Annotated in this window: 17 protein-coding genes; 13 read left to right on the forward strand and 4 right to left on the reverse strand. The window is 62.1% G+C overall.

Going from position 1 to position 17948, the window contains the following annotated elements:
- Positions 1 to 52: 52 nt before the first annotated feature.
- From ugpA to PQR53_RS26730, 5 genes are all read left to right on the forward strand, one after another.
- Entirely contained in the window at positions 53 to 937 is an 885-nt protein-coding gene (ugpA, locus tag PQR53_RS26710; protein ID WP_323047574.1) for a sn-glycerol-3-phosphate ABC transporter permease UgpA, read from the forward strand.
- Complete coding sequence (gene ugpE / locus PQR53_RS26715; RefSeq protein WP_007180267.1) at positions 934 to 1779, forward strand: sn-glycerol-3-phosphate ABC transporter permease UgpE; 846 nt, start codon at positions 934 to 936, stop codon at positions 1777 to 1779. The genes ugpA and ugpE overlap by 4 nt, the downstream gene beginning before the upstream one ends.
- Before the next feature lie 91 nt (positions 1780 to 1870).
- Positions 1871 to 2959 (forward strand): sn-glycerol-3-phosphate import ATP-binding protein UgpC, encoded by a 1089-nt coding sequence (locus PQR53_RS26720; RefSeq protein ID WP_408460785.1) that lies wholly within the window; start codon positions 1871 to 1873, stop codon positions 2957 to 2959.
- Between the two features lie 216 nt (positions 2960 to 3175).
- Positions 3176 to 4840: an energy-dependent translational throttle protein EttA gene (ettA, locus tag PQR53_RS26725; protein WP_408460788.1), complete on the forward strand. Its 1665-nt coding sequence runs from the start codon at positions 3176 to 3178 to the stop codon at positions 4838 to 4840.
- A 213-nt stretch (positions 4841 to 5053) separates the two neighbouring features.
- Positions 5054 to 6175, forward strand: a complete 1122-nt coding sequence (locus PQR53_RS26730) for a DUF748 domain-containing protein (protein WP_408460791.1) — start codon at positions 5054 to 5056, stop codon at positions 6173 to 6175.
- Between the two features lie 35 nt (positions 6176 to 6210).
- Here PQR53_RS26730 and PQR53_RS26735 read toward each other — a convergent pair whose 3' ends face one another.
- The 3 genes from PQR53_RS26735 to PQR53_RS26745 are packed head-to-tail and all read right to left on the reverse strand — an operon-like array spanning position 6211 to position 8966.
- Complete coding sequence (locus PQR53_RS26735; protein WP_408460794.1) at positions 6211 to 6834, reverse strand: HAD family hydrolase; 624 nt, start codon at positions 6832 to 6834, stop codon at positions 6211 to 6213.
- Between the two features lie 34 nt (positions 6835 to 6868).
- Positions 6869 to 8683 carry an aminopeptidase P family protein gene (locus PQR53_RS26740; protein WP_408460797.1) on the reverse strand — a complete coding sequence of 605 codons (1815 nt, stop codon included), beginning with the start codon at positions 8681 to 8683 and terminating at the stop codon, positions 6869 to 6871.
- A gap of 19 nt (positions 8684 to 8702) precedes the next feature.
- Entirely contained in the window at positions 8703 to 8966 is a 264-nt protein-coding gene (locus PQR53_RS26745) for a hypothetical protein (RefSeq protein ID WP_408460800.1), read from the reverse strand.
- Between the two features lie 218 nt (positions 8967 to 9184).
- Between PQR53_RS26745 and PQR53_RS26750 the strand changes: the two genes are divergently transcribed.
- From PQR53_RS26750 to PQR53_RS26780, 7 genes are all read left to right on the forward strand, one after another.
- Positions 9185 to 9895: a response regulator transcription factor gene (locus PQR53_RS26750; protein ID WP_408460803.1), complete on the forward strand. Its 711-nt coding sequence runs from the start codon at positions 9185 to 9187 to the stop codon at positions 9893 to 9895.
- Between the two features lie 65 nt (positions 9896 to 9960).
- Entirely contained in the window at positions 9961 to 11247 is a 1287-nt protein-coding gene (gene hemA, locus PQR53_RS26755; RefSeq protein ID WP_408460806.1) for a glutamyl-tRNA reductase, read from the forward strand.
- A 118-nt stretch (positions 11248 to 11365) separates the two neighbouring features.
- Entirely contained in the window at positions 11366 to 12448 is a 1083-nt protein-coding gene (gene prfA / locus PQR53_RS26760; RefSeq protein WP_408460808.1) for a peptide chain release factor 1, read from the forward strand.
- A gap of 6 nt (positions 12449 to 12454) precedes the next feature.
- A complete protein-coding gene (prmC, locus tag PQR53_RS26765) occupies positions 12455 to 13297 on the forward strand; it encodes a peptide chain release factor N(5)-glutamine methyltransferase (protein WP_408460811.1) in 843 nt (280 codons plus the stop codon).
- Positions 13298 to 13410: 113 nt separating this feature from the next.
- Positions 13411 to 13722, forward strand: a complete 312-nt coding sequence (grxD, locus tag PQR53_RS26770) for a Grx4 family monothiol glutaredoxin (protein ID WP_179734661.1) — start codon at positions 13411 to 13413, stop codon at positions 13720 to 13722.
- A 61-nt stretch (positions 13723 to 13783) separates the two neighbouring features.
- Complete coding sequence (locus tag PQR53_RS26775; RefSeq protein ID WP_408460814.1) at positions 13784 to 14383, forward strand: UbiX family flavin prenyltransferase; 600 nt, start codon at positions 13784 to 13786, stop codon at positions 14381 to 14383.
- A 223-nt stretch (positions 14384 to 14606) separates the two neighbouring features.
- Positions 14607 to 15392 (forward strand): DODA-type extradiol aromatic ring-opening family dioxygenase, encoded by a 786-nt coding sequence (locus PQR53_RS26780; protein WP_408460817.1) that lies wholly within the window; start codon positions 14607 to 14609, stop codon positions 15390 to 15392.
- Between the two features lie 121 nt (positions 15393 to 15513).
- Here PQR53_RS26780 and PQR53_RS26785 read toward each other — a convergent pair whose 3' ends face one another.
- Positions 15514 to 17109: an APC family permease gene (locus PQR53_RS26785; RefSeq protein WP_408460820.1), complete on the reverse strand. Its 1596-nt coding sequence runs from the start codon at positions 17107 to 17109 to the stop codon at positions 15514 to 15516.
- A gap of 527 nt (positions 17110 to 17636) precedes the next feature.
- On the opposite strand from PQR53_RS26785, the gene PQR53_RS26790 reads away from it, so the two are divergent.
- Positions 17637 to 17840 carry a cold-shock protein gene (locus PQR53_RS26790; RefSeq protein ID WP_060858913.1) on the forward strand — a complete coding sequence of 68 codons (204 nt, stop codon included), beginning with the start codon at positions 17637 to 17639 and terminating at the stop codon, positions 17838 to 17840.
- Positions 17841 to 17948 lie beyond the last annotated feature (108 nt).

Consider the following 17948-nt stretch of genomic DNA (forward strand, 5'->3'; position numbering starts at 1 on the left):
TCGGTGCATTCGCACCGGAACCCATGTTGCAGTAGAACCTTGGGAATTCTCGATGGAAAAGCGCTCTAGCTTCGGCACCAGCGTGCTGCCCTACCTGCTGGTTGCGCCGCAACTCCTGATTACGCTGCTGTTCTTTCTGTGGCCGGCGGGCGAAGCGCTGTGGCAATCCACGCAGAGCCAGGACGCGTTCGGCACGTCGAGCGAGTTTGTCGGGCTCGCCAATTTCAAGCAGTTGTTCGCCGATCCCCTCTACTTATCGTCGTTCAATACGACGTTGATTTTCTGCGCGTTGGTCACGGTCTCAGGACTCGTCATCTCGCTGTTGCTGGCGGTCTGCGCGGATCGCGTCACACGCGGCGCGAAGACCTACCAGACGCTGTTGATCTGGCCATATGCGGTCGCGCCCGCGATTGCCGCGGTCTTGTGGTCGTTCCTGTTCAATCCGAGCATCGGCCTCGTCACGTATGCGCTCGCCAAGTACGGCATCGTGTGGAATCATGCGCTGAATGCGGGCCAGGCGATGTTTCTGGTCGTTCTGGCGTCCGTGTGGAAACAGGTCAGCTATAACTTTCTGTTCTTCTATGCCGGCTTGCAGGCGATTCCGCGCTCGCTGATCGAAGCGGCAGCCATCGATGGCGCCGGTCCCGTGCGGCGTTTCTTCGGCATTGCACTGCCGCTACTCTCGCCGACCAGCTTCTTCCTGCTGGTGATCAACATCACCTACGCGTTTTTCGACACCTTCCCCGTGATCGACGCCGCCACCGGCGGCGGCCCTGCGCAAGCCACCCGCACGCTGATCTACAAGATCTTCGCCGAAGGTTTCCAGGGCCTCGACATCGGCAGCTCCGGTGCGCAGTCCGTCATCCTGATGGTGATCGTCGTCGCGCTGACGGTCGTGCAATTCCGCTTCATCGAACGCAGGGTTCAATACTCATGATCGAGAACCGACGCGGTTTCGACCTCTTTTGCCATGCGGTGCTGATACTCGGCGTCGTGCTGGTGGTGTTTCCGGTGTACGTCGCCTTCTGCGCGGCGACCATGAGCGAACATGAGGTGTTCAGCGTACCGTTGTCGCTGGTGCCGAGCACGCATCTGTTCGAGAACATCGCCACTGTCTGGTCCCAAGGCAGCGGCAACGCAGCCGCACCGTTCGGCCGCATGCTGTTCAACAGCCTCGTGATGGCGCTGGTGATTTCGATCGGCAAGATCGCCGTCTCCATGATTTCCGCGTACGCGATCGTGTTCTTCCGTTTTCCGTTTCGCAATCTCGCGTTCTGGCTGATCTTCATCACGCTGATGCTGCCAGTCGAAGTGCGGATCTTCCCGACCGTGCAGGTCGTGTCGTCGATGCATCTGAGCAATACCTACAGCGGGTTGACGTTACCGCTGATCGCCTCGGCCACCGCTACCTTCCTGTTCCGGCAGTTCTTCATGACGCTGCCCGACGAATTGATGGAAGCGGCGCGCATCGACGGTGCCGGGGCGATGCGCTTCTTCTGGGACGTGGTGCTGCCGCTGTCGAAGACGAATATGGCGGCGCTGTTCGTGATCACCTTCATTTACGGCTGGAATCAGTACCTTTGGCCGATCCTGATTACGAGCCAGCAATCGCTGACCACGGCCGTGGTCGGCATCAAAAGCATGATCGCCTCGGGCGACACGGCCACCGAATGGCATCTCGTGATGACCGCGACGCTGCTCGCCATGTTGCCGCCGCTCGCCGTCGTGCTGACGATGCAACGCTGGTTCGTGCGCGGACTGGTGGATGCAGAGAAGTGATCGGCGCCGTTTGGGCGTGCTCCAGGATTCGAATAAAACATCCCGCGTGAGGCGTGGTTCGCGCGGCAAGCAACGAAAAGGTTAAAACGGCATGGCTGCACTGACTCTGCAAGGCGTTAAAAAGACCTACGACGGCAAACAGTTCGTGTTGCACGGCATCGACGTGGACGTCGCGGACGGCGAGTTCGTTGTCATGGTCGGTCCGTCCGGTTGTGGCAAATCGACCTTGCTGCGGATGGTGGCCGGGCTCGAAGGCATTTCCGAAGGCACCATTTCGATCGCCGGCAAAGTGGTCAACAAACTGGAGCCGAAGGATCGCAACATCGCGATGGTGTTCCAGAATTACGCGCTGTATCCGCATATGAGCGTCGCGGAGAACATGGGCTATGCGCTGAAGATCGCGGGTGTCGATCGCGCGCAGATTACGAAGCGCGTGCAGGCCGCGGCGCAAATTCTCGAGCTTGAACCGCTGCTCGCACGCAAGCCGCGCGAGTTGTCCGGCGGTCAGCGGCAACGCGTCGCAATGGGCCGTGCGATCGTGCGCGAACCGGCGGTGTTTCTGTTCGACGAACCGTTGTCCAATCTCGATGCACGGCTGCGCGTGCAAATGCGCCTCGAAATCCAGCGCCTGCACGCGCGGCTTGCCACAACCAGCCTCTACGTCACGCACGATCAGATCGAAGCGATGACGCTGGCGCAACGCGTGATCGTGATGAACAAGGGTCACGCGGAACAGATCGGCGCGCCGACCGACGTCTACGAACGGCCGGCGACGGTGTTCGTCGCAAGCTTCATCGGCTCGCCGGGGATGAATCTGCTGGAAGGCCGGGTGTCGGACGACGGTTCCACGTTCGAGGTCGCAGGCAACGGGCCGAAGCTGCCGCTCGCCGGCGCGGCGGCAATCGGTCAGGAAGTCGCCAAGGGCCGCGAATGGACGCTCGGCATTCGTCCTGAGCACATGACGCCGGGCCAGCCGGACGCCTCTCACGCCTCGTTGACCGTCGACTCCTGCGAACTGCTCGGCGCCGACAACCTCGCACACGGCCGTTGGGGCAAGCACGACGTGACGGTCCGTTTGCCGCACACGCATCGGCCGGCGGCAGGTGAAACGCTGCAAGTCGCGTTGCCCGCGCAGCATCTGCATTTCTTCGATTCGTCGACGGGACGGCGGGCGAACTGACGTCGAGGCGGACTCCCTCTGCCGCCCCACCCCCGCCCCGAAGTACAATGCCACCTGAACCACCCGCCGCGCGCGGGGCGTCGCGAAGTTCCACGCCCCGCTCGGCGTCGCGCCGGCCGGCGTCGGGCGCACTGCCCGGCCATAACACCGATTACCCATCCACCCACGACCGCCCGCCCCCACGCGGCCGGCGTCGTCAACGTCTATTGCAAGCAAATGGCCCAATACGTCTTCACCATGAACCGGGTCGGCAAGATCGTGCCGCCCAAGCGTCAAATCCTGAAAGACATCTCGCTGTCGTTCTTCCCCGGCGCGAAGATCGGCCTGCTCGGCCTGAACGGCTCGGGCAAGTCGACGCTGATCCGCATCATGGCCGGTGTGGACAAGGACATTGAAGGCGAAGCCACGCCGATGCCGAATCTGAACATCGGCTATCTGCCGCAGGAACCGCAGCTCGATCCGAACAAGACGGTGCGCGAAGCGGTCGAGGAAGGTCTCGGCGACGTCTTCGGCGCGCAAAAGAAGCTCGACGAAATCTACGCCGCCTACGCTGAGCCGGACGCCGACTTCGACGCGCTCGCCGCCGAGCAGGCGAAGTACGAAGCCATTCTCGCCACCACCGACGGCAGTGCGGAACAGCAAATCGAAATCGCCGCCGACGCGCTGCGCCTGCCGGCGTGGGACGCGAAGATCGAACACCTGTCGGGCGGCGAAAAGCGTCGCGTGGCGCTCTGCAAGCTGCTGCTCGAAAAGCCGGACATGCTGCTGCTCGACGAACCGACCAACCACCTGGACGCGGAATCCGTCGACTGGCTCGAACAGTTCCTCACGCGCTTCCCGGGCACCGTCGTCGCGGTGACCCACGATCGCTACTTCCTCGATAACGCCGCCGAATGGATTCTCGAACTCGACCGCGGCCACGGCATTCCGTGGAAGGGCAACTACAGCAGCTGGCTCGACCAGAAGGAAGAGCGCCTGAAGCAGGAAGAGTCGTCGGAATCGGCGCGGCAGAAGGCGATCAAGAAGGAGCTGGAGTGGGTGCGTCAAAACCCCAAGGGCCGTCAGGCAAAGTCGAAGGCGCGTATCGCGCGCTTCGAGGAACTGAACAGCCAGGACTACCAGAAGCGCAACGAGACCTCGGAAATCTTTATCCCGGTCGGCGACCGCCTGGGTAATGAAGTGATCGAGTTCAAGAACGTCAGCAAGTCGTATGGCGACCGTTTGCTGCTCGACGACGTCAGCTTCAAGATTCCGGCGGGCGCGATCGTCGGCATCATCGGGCCGAACGGCGCCGGTAAGTCGACGCTGTTCCGCATGCTCACCGGCCGCGAACAGCCGGATTCGGGCGAGATCGTGCAAGGCCCGACCGTCAAGCTCGCTTACGTGGACCAAAGCCGCGACGCGCTCGACGCCTCGAAGACCGTGTTCGAGGAAATCTCCGGCGGCGCGGACGTGCTGACAGTCGGCAAGTACGAAACGCCGTCGCGTGCGTACATCGGCCGCTTCAACTTCAAGGGTGGCGATCAGCAGAAGACCGTCGGCAATCTCTCGGGCGGTGAGCGCGGCCGGCTGCATCTGGCCAAGACCTTGATTGCGGGCGGCAACGTGCTGCTGCTGGACGAACCGTCGAACGACCTGGACGTCGAAACGCTGCGCGCGCTCGAAGACGCGTTGCTCGAATTTGCCGGCTCCGTGATGGTCATCTCGCACGATCGCTGGTTCCTCGACCGCATCGCGACGCACATCCTCGCGTTCGAAGGCGATTCGCAAATCACCTTCTTCGACGGTAACTACCAGGAATACGAAGCGGACAAGCGCGCGCGTCTCGGTGAAGAAGCTGCACGTCCGAAGCGCCTGCGTTACAAGCCGATCGCGCGATAAATCGCGAGCCCGGCGGCGGTCGGTGCAGTCAGGCCGCCGCGGGATCCGGCGATACGAGTTGCGCGGGGCACACGTTTTGCGTGCCTTGGCGCGAACGCGTTGTTCCGACGAGACGCGGCAACTCCGCCGAGACAAATAAATCCGCGTCCCACCGGCGCGCGCACCGGCCAATCACACCCACACCGCGCACGGCGCGGCGACGAGGAGGCAAGCATGGCGATGTCGAAGGGCAAGCGCTGGGCCATTGCCGTAGGCGGCGTGTTGGTGGTGCTGATTGTCGTCGCGGTCGGTGCGCTCCAGTTCGCGCAGCGCGAAGTCAAGCAACGCGTAATTGCGGCGCTCGGCCCATTAGGCAGTGCCGAAAGCATCCGGGTCGGCCTCACGTCAGTCCATCTCACCAACGTTCTGCTCAAGGCGCCGCCCGGCTGGCCCGCTGGCGACCCTTTGCGGGCCGACGAAATTACCATCACGCCTGACCTTCGCGATCTGATCGCGCGCCGCATGCATATTCGCAGCGTGGTGGTGCGCGGCTTCGATATCGCGGTGTTGCGGAGCAAGGACGGCGCGATCCGCTTGATGCCGAATCTGCGGGAATCCGTGAACAAGTCCGATGAAGAAGCCAGTGGCGTCGCACCAACTGCTCCCCGCGAAAAGCTGATCGACCACATTAGCTTCGAGCAAGGCAACTTCCATTTCTACGATATGACGGTCGGTCCGCCGGCATTTAAGGTGACGGTCAGCGACGCGAACGCGACGGTCGATCACCTGCAACTGCCCGCCCTCAGCGAGCCGACCACACTCAACCTCACCGGCTCGATCAAAGGCCCGGCGCATACGGGCACGGTTTCGTTCGGCGGGTGGATCAAGATCGCCAACAAGGATTCGCAGACCACCAGCCAACTGCGCGGCATCGATGTGGTGATGCTCGATCCTTACCTGCTGAAAAAAACGGGCGCGAAGGCGCAAGTGGCAGGCGGCACGGTCGACCTGACAGTCGAATCGACCGTGCTTAACTATCAGTTGCACGCGCCCGGCACGGTGACGATCCACAATCTGCAACTCGCCGACAGCGGCAATCCGCTCGACACCTTCATGTCGATCCCGACCAAGGCTGCCGTCGCCGCGCTCAAGTCGCACAACGGCGATATCACGCTGCATTTCACGCTGGATGGAAATTTGCGCGACCCGAAGTTTTCGGTGCAGGAAAGTCTGATGACGCGCCTCGGAGCCGGTTTTGCGAAAGCGACGGGCGTGAGCGTCGAAGGCGTGGCGAAGGGCGCCGGGGAAACCGTGAAAGGTCTGGGTAACGCGTTGAAGAATCTGCTCGGGCAGTAAGCCGGCATTAACCAAGATTAACCGGCATCGCGCATCTAAACCGGCAAGCCCAGCTCGCGCAGTCTGGCTTCGGTTCGCGCCGCACTCGTGTGGTGTACCCCGTGCCAGCCAAGTGCGGTTGCGGCCTGCGCGTTTTTCAGATTGTCGTCGATGAAGACGAGTTGGTCCGGCTCGATGCCCGGCAGTTGCGCCTCGATCCGCTGACGCATTTCCGCGAAAATCGCCGGATCCGGTTTCACCAGCCTCACCCTGCCCGACACGACGATGTCGCGGAATCGCCGCAGCACGGGGAAGTGTTCCCACGCATAGGGAAACGTCTGCGCCGACCAGTTCGTCAGCCCGAACAGCGGCACGTGGGCCGCCTCGAGTTTTTCCATGATCGCGACGCCCTCTTCCAGCACGCCGGCCACCATCTCGTGCCAGCGTTCGTAAAACGCGCGGATCAGTGGTGCGTGATCGGGAAACTTCGCGATCAGTTCGTCTGTTGCCTCGACGATCGGCTGGCCGCCATCCTGACGGATCACCCAGTCCATCGAACAGACGTGAGTCAGAAACCAGCGGCGCTCGGTTTCGTCAGGAATCAACTGACGGTACAGATACTCGGGGCTCCAGTCGATCAGCACGCCGCCAAAATCGAACACCACTGCCTTGATGGCCATGCACGCTCCGTCAGTCAACTCTCATGCGACGAGATCAGATAGGTTGTGTACGCAACTCGAGCCACGCCTTGGCCTCGCCCGAGACATGCGGCGTCAGGCGCGTGCGCACCGTCTCGTGATAGGCATTGAGCCATGCACGCTCGTCGTCACGCAACAGCGACAGGTCGAGGCAGCGCGTGTCGATCGGGCACAGGGTCAGCGTCTCGAACTTGAGGAAATCGCCGAACTCGGTCTTTTCCGCAGGCACATTCAGCACGAGGTTTTCGATCCGCACGCCCCACTTGCCTGGCCGGTAAAGGCCCGGCTCGACCGAGGTGATCATGCCTTCTTCCATAGCCGTCCAGGGGTCGGCCGGCGCGTAGTGCGAAATCACCTGCGGGCCTTCGTGCACGTTCAGGAAATAGCCCACCCCGTGACCAGTGCCGTGACCATAATCGGCACCCGCTTCCCAGATCGGCGCGCGTGCAATCGCGTCCAGCATGGGCGAACGGATGCCGCGCGGGAATTTTGCGCGCGACAGCGCCATGGTGCCTTTCAGCACGATCGTGAAATCGCGCCGCTGCGCCTCGCTGATGGTGCCGATCGGCACGACGCGGGTGATGTCGGTCGTGCCGCTCAGATACTGTGCGCCCGAATCGATCAGCAGCAGGCCATTGCCCTCGATCACTGAATGCGCTTCATCCGTCGCGCGGTAGTGCGGCATCGCGCCGTTCGCGTTGAAGCCCGCGATCGTCGCAAAGCTCAGCGACACGAACCCGGGACGGCGCGCGCGGGCTGCCGTCAGGCGCTCGTCGATCGTCAGTTCGGTGATCGTTTCGCGGCCCAACGCGCCTTCGAACCACGCGAAGAATTCGGCGAGTGCCGCGCCGTCCTGTTCCATCGTCTCGCGCACGTGCTCCGCTTCCGCCTCGGTCTTACGCGATTTGAAGAACGTGGACGGGTTGACCGCCTCGACGACTTTCACCGTGGACGGCACCGATTGCAGCGAGCCATACGTAATGCGGCGCGGGTCGATCAGCAGCGTGCTGCCGGCGGGCAGCGCGGCCAGCGCACCGGCAGCCTTCGCATAGTGTTCGACGCGGATGCCGTCGCGCGCGAGCGCATCGGCCAACGCTTGTGGCACCTTGCCGTCGCCGACGAAGAGCGACGCGCTGTCCAGACCGATCAGCGCGTGCGCCACGAACACCGGGTTGTAGCTGACATCGGCGCCGCGCAGATTCAAAAGCCATGCGAGGTCGTCGAGCGTGGAAATGAAGTGCCACTGCGCGCCCTTCTCCGCCATTGCGCGGCGAATCTGCGCGAGCTTTTCGGACCGGGCGACGCTCGCATGCGGCGCGGCGTGCTCAAACACGGCGGCCGCGGGCAGCGACGGGCGCTGCGGCCAGATCGCGTCGAACAGATCGACGTCGGTGCGCAGCTTCACGTCACGTGCGGTGAGCGCCTGGCTCAACGCACGCGCCGCCGACACCCCGAGCACGGCACCGTCCACACCCACCGTGCCGCCGCTCGCGACGTTCTGCGCGAGCCATTCGAAATGCGGCGCGGTCTGCTGTCCGCCCGTCATTTTCATCAACTGAACGCCGGTGGCGGCCAGTTGCGCGTTGGCTTGTTCCCAATAGCGGCTGTCGGTCCATACGCCGGCGAAATCGGCGGTCACGACCAGCGTGCCGGCCGAGCCGGTGAAACCCGACAACCACTGCCGGCCTTGCCAGCGCGCGGGCAGATATTCGGAAAGATGGGGATCCGCGGATGGCACCAGATAGGCGGCTACGCCTTCGCGCGCCATCGCGTTGCGCAATGTCGCGAGCCGTTCGGGGATAGAGGAGGTTTCGGGGAGTCGGGCATTCATCGGAGTCACCTGCAAATATTCATCGACGGGAAAGCAAGCCGACCGTCACGGCAACGGCAACCAGCGCGATGGCGGTACATACCGGCCATTCGAGCGTACCACCGTCATGAAAGAGACCAACCACGTTGCCAGCCATGCGCGCGACACTCGCGCCGAGCACGCCGGCCAGCAGCGCTATCCACCAGTGGGCGCGATTCGAGCGGCTCGAGCGGCGCAGCGGATGCAGCCACCAGCCCGCGACGCCGATCACCGCGCCCAGTACCAGAATTCCGGGCCACCCCATTAGCAGCAACGCTCGCGGCGGCGACTTTGGCGCAGTTTCAGATTCGTCTCATGGGCGCAAAGGGCCAGGACAGCTAGCATTTTTGTCTCACTAACTATAAACGTTCAGCACGGCGCTTTCCGCATAGCGGTTGAGTTTAGGGGTCGGGGTGATGTTAGGCAAGCTGTAAGCCTTACGGAGAAGCCTGGCCCGTGGTCATGCCAAGCTGAAAACGCCCCATGCGAATCGCCCTCATCGAGCCGGACCTTCGACACGCCGCCTTGGTCGGCCAGCTGATTTTTGCCGGCGGCCATGTGTGCCAGCACTTCACCGCGAGCACACCGTTCCTCCAGCGCGCAACCGACGAATTCTTCGATCTTCTTATCATCGAAAGCTGGGCCGGCGACCATTCCGCCGAAGACGTGATCCCCCGCGCCCGCTCCATCCTGCCAAGCCTGCCGGTGATCGTGCTGCTGTCAGAACCGCGCGAGAGCCAGATCGTTGCCGCGTTGCACGCCGGTGCCGACGACTGCCTGACCAAACCAGTCCGCGGGCCGGAAATGCTGGCCCGAGTCGATGCATTGCTGCGGCGCGCGGGTTTGCGGCGGCCGCCCAACCGGCGGCGCGATCTGATCGGCGGCTATGCGTTCGACGCAGCGCAATTCGCCGTCACGTTCCGCAATCACACTGTCTCGCTGACGCCGAAGGAATACCGCTTTGCGCTGCTACTCTTTACCAATCTGTCGCGACCGATATCGCGCGCGCATATTCTCGAAACCGTCTGGACACGCCGCCGCGACGTAAGGTCGCGTACCGTGGACACTCATGCGTCGCGCGTGCGGACCAAATTGCAGCTGCGCCCGGAATTCGGTTATTGCCTGACCCCGCTTTACGGCTATGGATATCAACTCGACGCGATCCCCCCGGAAGCCGTTGTGGACGCGGGATGAGGCGTCTACCAGGTAAGAATGGTGAAAACGCTATAATATTAGGCTAAACCATAGTTTCCCCCCATATGCAGCTTCTCACGATCGGAATCAATCACCACACTGCGCCTGTCGCCTTGCGCGAACGCGTGGCGTTTCCGCTCGAACAGATCAAGCCTGCGTTGGACACCTTCAAGAGCATCTGGCTGGGCCGCACCGCCCGCACGGCGCCGGAAGCAGCCATTCTGTCCACCTGTAACCGCACCGAGCTTTATTGCGCGACCGACGATCAGGCCGCGCGTGAAGCTGCGATCCAGTGGTTCTCGAAGTACCACAATCTCCCGATCGACGAACTCGCGCCCCATGTGTACGCACTGCCGCAGTCGGAAGCCGTACGCCACGCGTTCCGCGTCGCTTCGGGGCTCGATTCGATGGTGCTGGGCGAGACGCAAATCGTCGGACAAATGAAGGATGCGGTACGCACGGCTTCTGAAGCCGGGGCGCTCGGCACCTATCTGAACCAGTTGTTCCAGCGCACGTTCGCCGTCGCGAAGGAAGTGCGCACCACGACCGAAATCGGCGCGCAATCGGTTTCCATGGCGGCAGCCGCCGTACGGCTCGCGCAGCGGATTTTCGACAAGGTTTCGAATCAGCGCGTACTGTTCATCGGCGCAGGCGAAATGATCGAGTTGTGCGCCACGCACTTCGCGGCGCAGCAGCCACGCGAACTCGTCGTTGCGAATCGCACCGCCGAGCGCGGCACGCGCCTCGCCGAACGCTTCAACGGCCGGGCCATTCCGCTGTCGGAACTGCCTGCGCGCATGCATGAGTTCGACATCATTGTGTCGTGCACCGCCTCCACTCTGCCGATCATCGGCTTGGGCGCGGTCGAGCGGGCCGTGAAGGCGCGCCGTCACCGGCCGATTTTCATGGTCGATCTGGCGGTGCCGCGCGATATCGAACCCGAAGTCGGCAAGCTCGAAGACGTCTTCCTGTACACCGTCGACGATCTCGGCGCGATCGTGCGCGAAGGCAATGCGTCGCGCCAGGCTGCGGTTGCTCAGGCCGAAGCGATCATCGAAACGCGCGTGCAGAACTTCATGCAATGGCTCGACGCGCGCAGCATCGTGCCGGTGATCCGCCACATGCATACGCAGGCCGACGTGCTGCGTCGCGCCGAAGTCGAACGCGCGCAGAAAATGCTCGCCCGCGGTGACAACCCGGCAGCGGTGCTCGAAGCGCTGTCGCAATCGCTCACCAACAAACTGATCCACGGCCCCACGCACGCGCTCAATCGCGCGAGCAGCGAGAACCGTGACACGCTCATCGAGTTGATGAGCGGCTTCTACAAACACTCCGGTTCCACGGAGCGTTAGCGGCGCAGCCACTGCCGCACCGTCCGCGCCACCCTGTGGCCCGCGACGTGCTTCCGACCAGGGCATCCGCCCACTCCCCTATGTCGTCCTTGCCGGAGTCCGCTCCGATACCCGTCCGATGAAAACGAGCATGCAACGCAAGCTCGACCAGCTCACTATCCGGCTGGCCGAACTGAACGACCTGTTGAGCCGCGAGGACATCACCTCGAATCTCGACCAATACCGCAAGCTCACGCGTGAGCACGCCGAGCTCGGGCCGGTCGTCGAGCATTACGCACTGTGGCGCCACGCAATGAACGACGCGGCGACCGCGCAGGAACTGCTGGCGGACGCGTCGATGCGCGACTTCGCGGAAGAAGAAATTCGCGCGGCACGCGAGCGGATGGAAAAGCTCGGCGGCGAATTGCAAAAAATGCTGCTGCCCAAAGACCCGAACGACGACCGCAACATCTTCCTCGAAATCCGCGCCGGGACGGGCGGCGATGAATCGGCGCTATTCGCGGGCGATTTGCTGCGCATGTACTTGCGCTTTGCCGAACGCAATCGCTGGCAGGTCGAGATGATGTCGGCGAGTGAATCGGACCTGGGCGGCTACAAGGAAGTGATCGTGCGGATTGCCGGCGAAGCGGCCTATTCCAAGCTCAAGTTCGAGTCGGGCGGCCATCGCGTGCAGCGCGTGCCGGCGACCGAAACACAGGGCCGCATCCACACATCGGCCTGCACGGTCGCGGTCATGCCGGAAGCGGACGAAATCGGCGAAGTCGAGATCAATCCGGCCGATCTGCGGATCGACACGTTCCGCGCGTCCGGCGCGGGCGGGCAGCACATCAACAAAACCGACTCGGCCGTGCGTGTCACGCACTTGCCGACGGGGATCGTCGTCGAATGTCAGGACGACCGCTCGCAGCACAAGAACAAGGATCGGGCGTTGAAGGTGTTGGCCGCGCGCATCAAGGACAAGCAGTCCCATGAGCAGCAGGCGAAGGAAGCCGCTACGCGTAAAAGCCTGATCGGCTCTGGCGACCGCTCGGAACGGATCCGCACCTATAACTTCCCGCAAGGCCGTCTGACGGATCACCGGATCAATCTGACGCTCTATCGCCTCGACGCAATCATGGACGGCGATCTCGATGAACTGATCGCGGCCTTGGTCAGCGAGCATCAGGCCGAGTTGCTGGCATCGCTCGGCGACGCAGACTAAGCGCCGATGGATCCGGTCACGCCCGCCGCGTTGTTGCGCGCCTCGCCGCTGCCGTCGCTCGAAGCGCGGATTCTTCTCACGCACGTGCTTGGGTGGCGGCACACGCAGTTGATTACGCGCAGCGATGAAGCGCTCGACGGCAAAGCGGTTGAACAATACTGGACCCTGGAAACGCGGCGTGTCGCCGGCGAGCCAGTCGCGCAACTAGTGGGCGCGCGCGAGTTTTTTGGGCTTGATTTCGAAGTGACGCCAGACGTACTGATCCCCCGTCCCGAAACCGAATTGCTGGTCGAAACGGCGCTGGCAGCGATGGAAAACGTGTCGCGGCCGCGCGTGCTCGATCTCGGCACCGGTACCGGTGCGATTGCGGTGGCGATTGCGTCGATGCGGCCTGATGCGCAGGTTTGGGCACTGGATCGTTCGGCCCAGGCGCTGGCGGTTGCCACGCGCAATGCGGCGCGCCTGCTCGACGCCAAACGCCCCGGCGGCGCCTTGGTACTGCAGCAAAGTGACTGGTACGGCTCGCTCGACACCGCCTTGCGCTTCGACGTGATCGTCAGCAACCCGCCGTATATCGCGAGCGGCGATCCGCATCTGGCGGAGGGCGATCTGCGCTTCGAACCGCGCGACGCGCTCACCGACGAAGCCGACGGACTCAGCGCAATCCGTAAGATCGTCGCGGGAGCGCCCACACGGTTGGCTGCCAACGGCGTATTGTGGATCGAACACGGGTACGATCAGGCAGAAGCCGTACGCAGCTTGCTGGCGACGCAAGCTTTTACGGACGTGCGCTCGGAGCGGGATCTCGCCGGCATCGAGCGAATCAGCGGCGGACAGTTGCCTGGCTAAGCTCGATGGATGGCCTCGATCGCCTGGGGACGAAGCGGCCCTCGGCCGGCCGTACCGAAATCCGCTATCATTTCAGCCTATTCCCTACACATCACGGAACCGCAAGGTCAGTCATGGATACGCAACAACGCATCAAGCAAATCGTCGACGACAACAACGTTGTCCTCTTCATGAAGGGCACCGCTCAGTTCCCGATGTGCGGCTTTTCCGGCCGCGCCATCCAGATCCTGAAGGCGTGTGGCGTCGGTGAAATCAAAACCGTCAACGTGCTCGAAGACGACGAAGTCCGCCAGGGCATCAAGCAATTCTCGAACTGGCCGACCATTCCGCAGCTCTACGTGAAGGGCGAATTCGTCGGCGGCTCGGACATCATGATGGAAATGTACGAATCGGGCGAACTGCAGCAGCTGTTTGCCGCGGCTTAAGTGGCCGTTGTAGTGGCCGCTGTCCGACCCTCTGCTGTCCTCCGATAAGGTGCCGCGAGCCATGGAAACACGCGCTGCGGCACCCCGCCGGCTGATCGTCGCGATCACCGGCGCAACCGGCGCCATCTACGGCATCCGGTTGCTCGAGACGTTGCGCAGGCTGGGCGGAGTCGAAAGTCATCTGCTGATTTCGAGCGCCGGCTGGCTCAATATCCAGCATGAACTCCAGTTGAGCAAAGAAAACGTGCATCCGCTCGCGGATGTCGTCCATTCGGTGCGCGACGTCGGCGCGAGCATCGCGTCCGGTTCGTTTGCCACCGACGGCATGGTCGTCGCGCCCTGCTCGATGAAGACGCTTGCCAGCGTCGCGCACGGTTTTTCCGACAACCTGATTACCCGCGCCGCCGATGTCACGCTCAAGGAGCGCCGCCGGCTCGTGCTGCTGGTGCGCGAAACGCCGTTCAATCTCGCGCATCTGCGTAACATGACGGCCGTCACCGAAATGGGCGGCGTGATCTTTCCGCCTCTGCCCGCCTTCTATAACCAGCCCGCCTCGATCGACGAGATGGTCGATCACACGACGGCGCGCGTGCTGGATCTGTTCGCACTTGGACCGGCCATGTCGCCGGCGTGGCAAGGATTGCGCGGCGCGCAGGAATAATTCGCGGCGCAGCCATGCCGCCGCCGCGCTTGGCGCGAAGGCAGGCGCTACGTTGCCGCGACCTGGCGAGCGAGACGCGCTGAGTCCGAAAATCATGTTATTACCATTAACAATCCCTGCGACATAATCAATTCCGTTTTCACTTGTTTATCAAACATTGGTACGGACTTATATTGATAGCAACCCCACTTTCGCGCCGCGTTCCCGCGGCGGCGTTGCTGCCATGAATCGCTTACCGTCGCTGTTCCTTTCCCACGGCGCGCCTACGCTGCCGATCGACCCGCTCCTGCCGTCCGCCGAATTCGGCACGTTGTCGGCGCAACTACCGCGTCCTGAAGCCGTTCTGATGCTGTCGGCCCATTGGGGCACGGCGCAGCCTGTGGCGAGCACATCCACGGCGCCGGAAACCATCCACGATTTCTACGGCTTCCCGCGTCAGTTGTATGAGATTCAATATCCGGCGCCGGGCGCGCCCGAGGTGGCGCGCCGTGCCGCGGCACTACTCGGCGAACACGGCATGCTCGCCGCCGCGCAGCCGCATGGGCTCGACCACGGCGCATGGGTACCGATGCTGCTGATGTTCCCGGCAGCCGACGTGCCGGTCGCACAGTTGTCGATCCAGCCGCACATGGACGCCGCCCACCATTTCCGCGTGGGTCGCGCGTTGCGCTCGCTGAAAGACGACGGCGTGATGGTGATCGGCTCGGGGCAGATCACCCACAACCTGCGCGCCGCGGACTTCTCCGCGCGCCCGGAAGACGCCGATCCGCGCGTGGCCGAATTCACCGACTGGTTCGAGGCCAGGCTCGCCGTGCATGACATCGACGCGCTGCTCGACTACCGCCGTCAGGCGCCGCACGCGGTACTGATGCATCCGACCGACGAGCACCTATTGCCGGTATTCGCCGCGCTGGGCGCGGCGGACGACGATTATTCGCTGGCGATTCAGTCGCTCGGGACTTATCAGCGCTCGCTCGCGATGACGAATTACGTTTTCGGCACTGCCTGATTCCAGGCAACCGCGGCAATATTGAAGCCTGCAAATAAAAAAGCCCGCCTGAGCAAGTCAGGCGGGCTTTTTCGTACTGCGCCGGATCACGAAAATCCGGCAGAACATTTAGCGCGGCAACTTAATGTGCGCCCATGCCTTCGAGCACTTCGTCGTGCGTCTGACGCTCTTCGAGGTAGTCCGAACGGTAGCCGCTGTGCACGCCCCAGTAGTAGAACACCAGCGAGAACGCGATCACCACCAGCATGTCCCAGCCATACGGGAGGATGCCATGGCCGCCGAATTCCTTGCTGCCGATCAGCGACAGGATCGCCATCACCGGCAGATAGGCCACAAGCCACCAGGCAGCCTTCAGGTCACGCCCCCAGCCGCTGAAACCCGACTTTGCCTGGAAGTAGAAGTACACCGGCAGCGCGACGACCATCAGCAGAATAATTTCGCCGGTCAGCGGCCACTTTGCCCAGTACAGAATCAGCGATGCGCACACGAAAGCGAACGGTGCGATGATTTTCATGCCCGGAATGTGCAGCGGACGCTCCAGATCCGTCGCCGCCCGGCGCAGCGCCATCAGGCTGACCGGGCCAGTCAGGTACGAGATCACGGTCGCGACCGAGATCACCGCTGCCAACGAGCTCCAGCCGCGGAAGAAGAACAGGAAAATGAACGACACGAACAGGTTGAACCACATCGCCTGACGCGGTACGCCGTAGAACGGGTGCACGTTGCCGAACATCTTCGGCATCGTGTTGTTGCGCTCCATTGCGTAAATCATGCGGGTGGTGGTCGCCATGTAAGTCGTGCCGGTGCCGCTCGGGCTTACGAACGCGTCGACGTACAGCAGGATCGCCAGCCAGTTGAGATTCAGCGCGATCGCCAGTTCGGCGAACGGCGAAGCAAAGTTGAAGTGGCTCCAGCCCTTCATCACGTCGCCAGGGCTCACCGCGCCGATATACGCGATCTGCAGCAGCACGTAGATCACGAGCGCCAGCAGGATCGAGCCGATCACCGCGAACGGCACGCTCTTGGCCGGATTGCGCGCTTCGCCGGCGAGGTTGATCGGACTTTGAAAACCGTTGAAGGCGAACACGATGCCACTGGTTGCCACGGCCGTCAGCACAGCCGACCAGCCATACGGCGCGAAGGTGCTCACTTCGCCGAAGTTTTCCTTGTGGAAACCCGTCAGCATCAAGCCGAGTATGGTCGCACCGGGAATCAGGAACTTGAAAACCGTAATCGCCGAATTGGCGCGCGCGAAGAGTTTCACGCCCCAGTAGTTCAACAGGAAGTAAATGATCACCAATGCGGCGGACAGCAATAACCCATTGGTCGTTAATGAGCCATCCACGAATAACGCATGCGCCCATGAATACGGCCAGGTACTCATATATTGAATGGATGCTTCAGCCTCGATAGGAATCACCGAGACAATAGCAATCCAGTTGGCCCATGCACTGATGAACCCCACCAGCGCGCCATGCGAATAGCGAGCGTAACGCACCATGCCGCCCGACTCGGGGAACATCGCGCCGAGTTCCGCGTAGGTCAGTGCAATCGCGAGAATCACGACCGCGCCGATGATCCATGCACAAATTGCAGCGGGTCCGGCGATTTTTGCAGCCTTCCACGCCCCGAACAGCCAGCCCGATCCGATGATCGAACCCAAGCCGGTCAGCAATAGCGCGACCGGTCCGATGTTCCGTTGTATAGAACTTTTCACATCTTCTCCTGTGTCGACCAGAGTTAGCGCTGTAGCGATTACTCTGGTCCCATACACCGTATGTCTGCCGGAGTTCGTGCGTCAGCACTTTCCGGTCCCAAGCAAATTGCAGCAGATCCAGTTCGGCCCCCTTGACGTCGCTTGTGGCGCGGAGGCGGGTGACGAGCATGCAGCGCGACGGTCCATTCAAGGCAGGTGCAACCGACGCGCGGCGCGTAGTTTAACGGTTGCACCTGCGCCCTGCAGAGAAACCAAGGGTTCTCCCTAGCAAATTTTTCATCCAAATAGCAAGGTTTGTAAGAAAAATTTACGTCCTCCAGCGAATTTTTGTAAAGATGGGATGAGAGTGTTGACCTTCGATCGAAATCGCCGTATAACGTTCGGGCAGGATTTCAAGCGGCGAGTGAATTGGTCTTTCGTAGTTCGCCCATCAACGGTACTCCGGTTGGTCCCATTACCCCCTTCCTTGATTTTCATGCGCACCCATTGGGCTTCGGCCTTATTTACCATCTTTAGGAACAAGTAATATGGAAACCGGTACCGTCAAGTGGTTCAATGACGCAAAGGGCTTTGGCTTCATCACGCCGGACGGCGGTGGCGAAGATCTGTTCGCGCATTTCTCGGAAATCCGCACGGAAGGCTTCAAGACGCTGCAAGAAAACCAAAAGGTTACGTTTGAAGTGAAGACGGGCCCGAAGGGCAAGCAAGCTGCTAACATCAAGCCGGCGTAAGCAAGCACGCTTCCTTCTGGACGCAAAAAAACCCCGCCTCGGCGGGGTTTTTTTATATCCGTTGCAACTGCAATTGGTGATTATCTTCGCAGTATGCGACTTGATCGG

It is taken from the genome of Paraburkholderia fungorum (genome assembly GCF_046027605.1).
GTDB lineage: Bacteria > Pseudomonadota > Gammaproteobacteria > Burkholderiales > Burkholderiaceae > Paraburkholderia > Paraburkholderia fungorum_F.

Coding starts and splice junctions, on each gene's coding strand:
- PQR53_RS26790 (WP_060858913.1), top strand. CDS start 17,637: ATGGAAACCGGTACCGTCAAGTGGTTCAATGACGCAAAGGGCTTTGGC.
- PQR53_RS26730 (WP_408460791.1), top strand. CDS start 5,054: ATGGCGATGTCGAAGGGCAAGCGCTGGGCCATTGCCGTAGGCGGCGTG.
- PQR53_RS26745 (WP_408460800.1), bottom strand. CDS start 8,966: ATGGGGTGGCCCGGAATTCTGGTACTGGGCGCGGTGATCGGCGTCGCG.
- ugpE (WP_007180267.1), top strand. CDS start 934: ATGATCGAGAACCGACGCGGTTTCGACCTCTTTTGCCATGCGGTGCTG.
- PQR53_RS26720 (WP_408460785.1), top strand. CDS start 1,871: ATGGCTGCACTGACTCTGCAAGGCGTTAAAAAGACCTACGACGGCAAA.
- grxD (WP_179734661.1), top strand. CDS start 13,411: ATGGATACGCAACAACGCATCAAGCAAATCGTCGACGACAACAACGTT.
- PQR53_RS26775 (WP_408460814.1), top strand. CDS start 13,784: ATGGAAACACGCGCTGCGGCACCCCGCCGGCTGATCGTCGCGATCACC.
- ugpA (WP_323047574.1), top strand. CDS start 53: ATGGAAAAGCGCTCTAGCTTCGGCACCAGCGTGCTGCCCTACCTGCTG.
- ettA (WP_408460788.1), top strand. CDS start 3,176: ATGGCCCAATACGTCTTCACCATGAACCGGGTCGGCAAGATCGTGCCG.
- PQR53_RS26780 (WP_408460817.1), top strand. CDS start 14,607: ATGAATCGCTTACCGTCGCTGTTCCTTTCCCACGGCGCGCCTACGCTG.
- PQR53_RS26735 (WP_408460794.1), bottom strand. CDS start 6,834: ATGGCCATCAAGGCAGTGGTGTTCGATTTTGGCGGCGTGCTGATCGAC.
- prmC (WP_408460811.1), top strand. CDS start 12,455: ATGGATCCGGTCACGCCCGCCGCGTTGTTGCGCGCCTCGCCGCTGCCG.
- prfA (WP_408460808.1), top strand. CDS start 11,366: ATGAAAACGAGCATGCAACGCAAGCTCGACCAGCTCACTATCCGGCTG.
- PQR53_RS26740 (WP_408460797.1), bottom strand. CDS start 8,683: ATGAATGCCCGACTCCCCGAAACCTCCTCTATCCCCGAACGGCTCGCG.
- hemA (WP_408460806.1), top strand. CDS start 9,961: ATGCAGCTTCTCACGATCGGAATCAATCACCACACTGCGCCTGTCGCC.
- PQR53_RS26750 (WP_408460803.1), top strand. CDS start 9,185: ATGCGAATCGCCCTCATCGAGCCGGACCTTCGACACGCCGCCTTGGTC.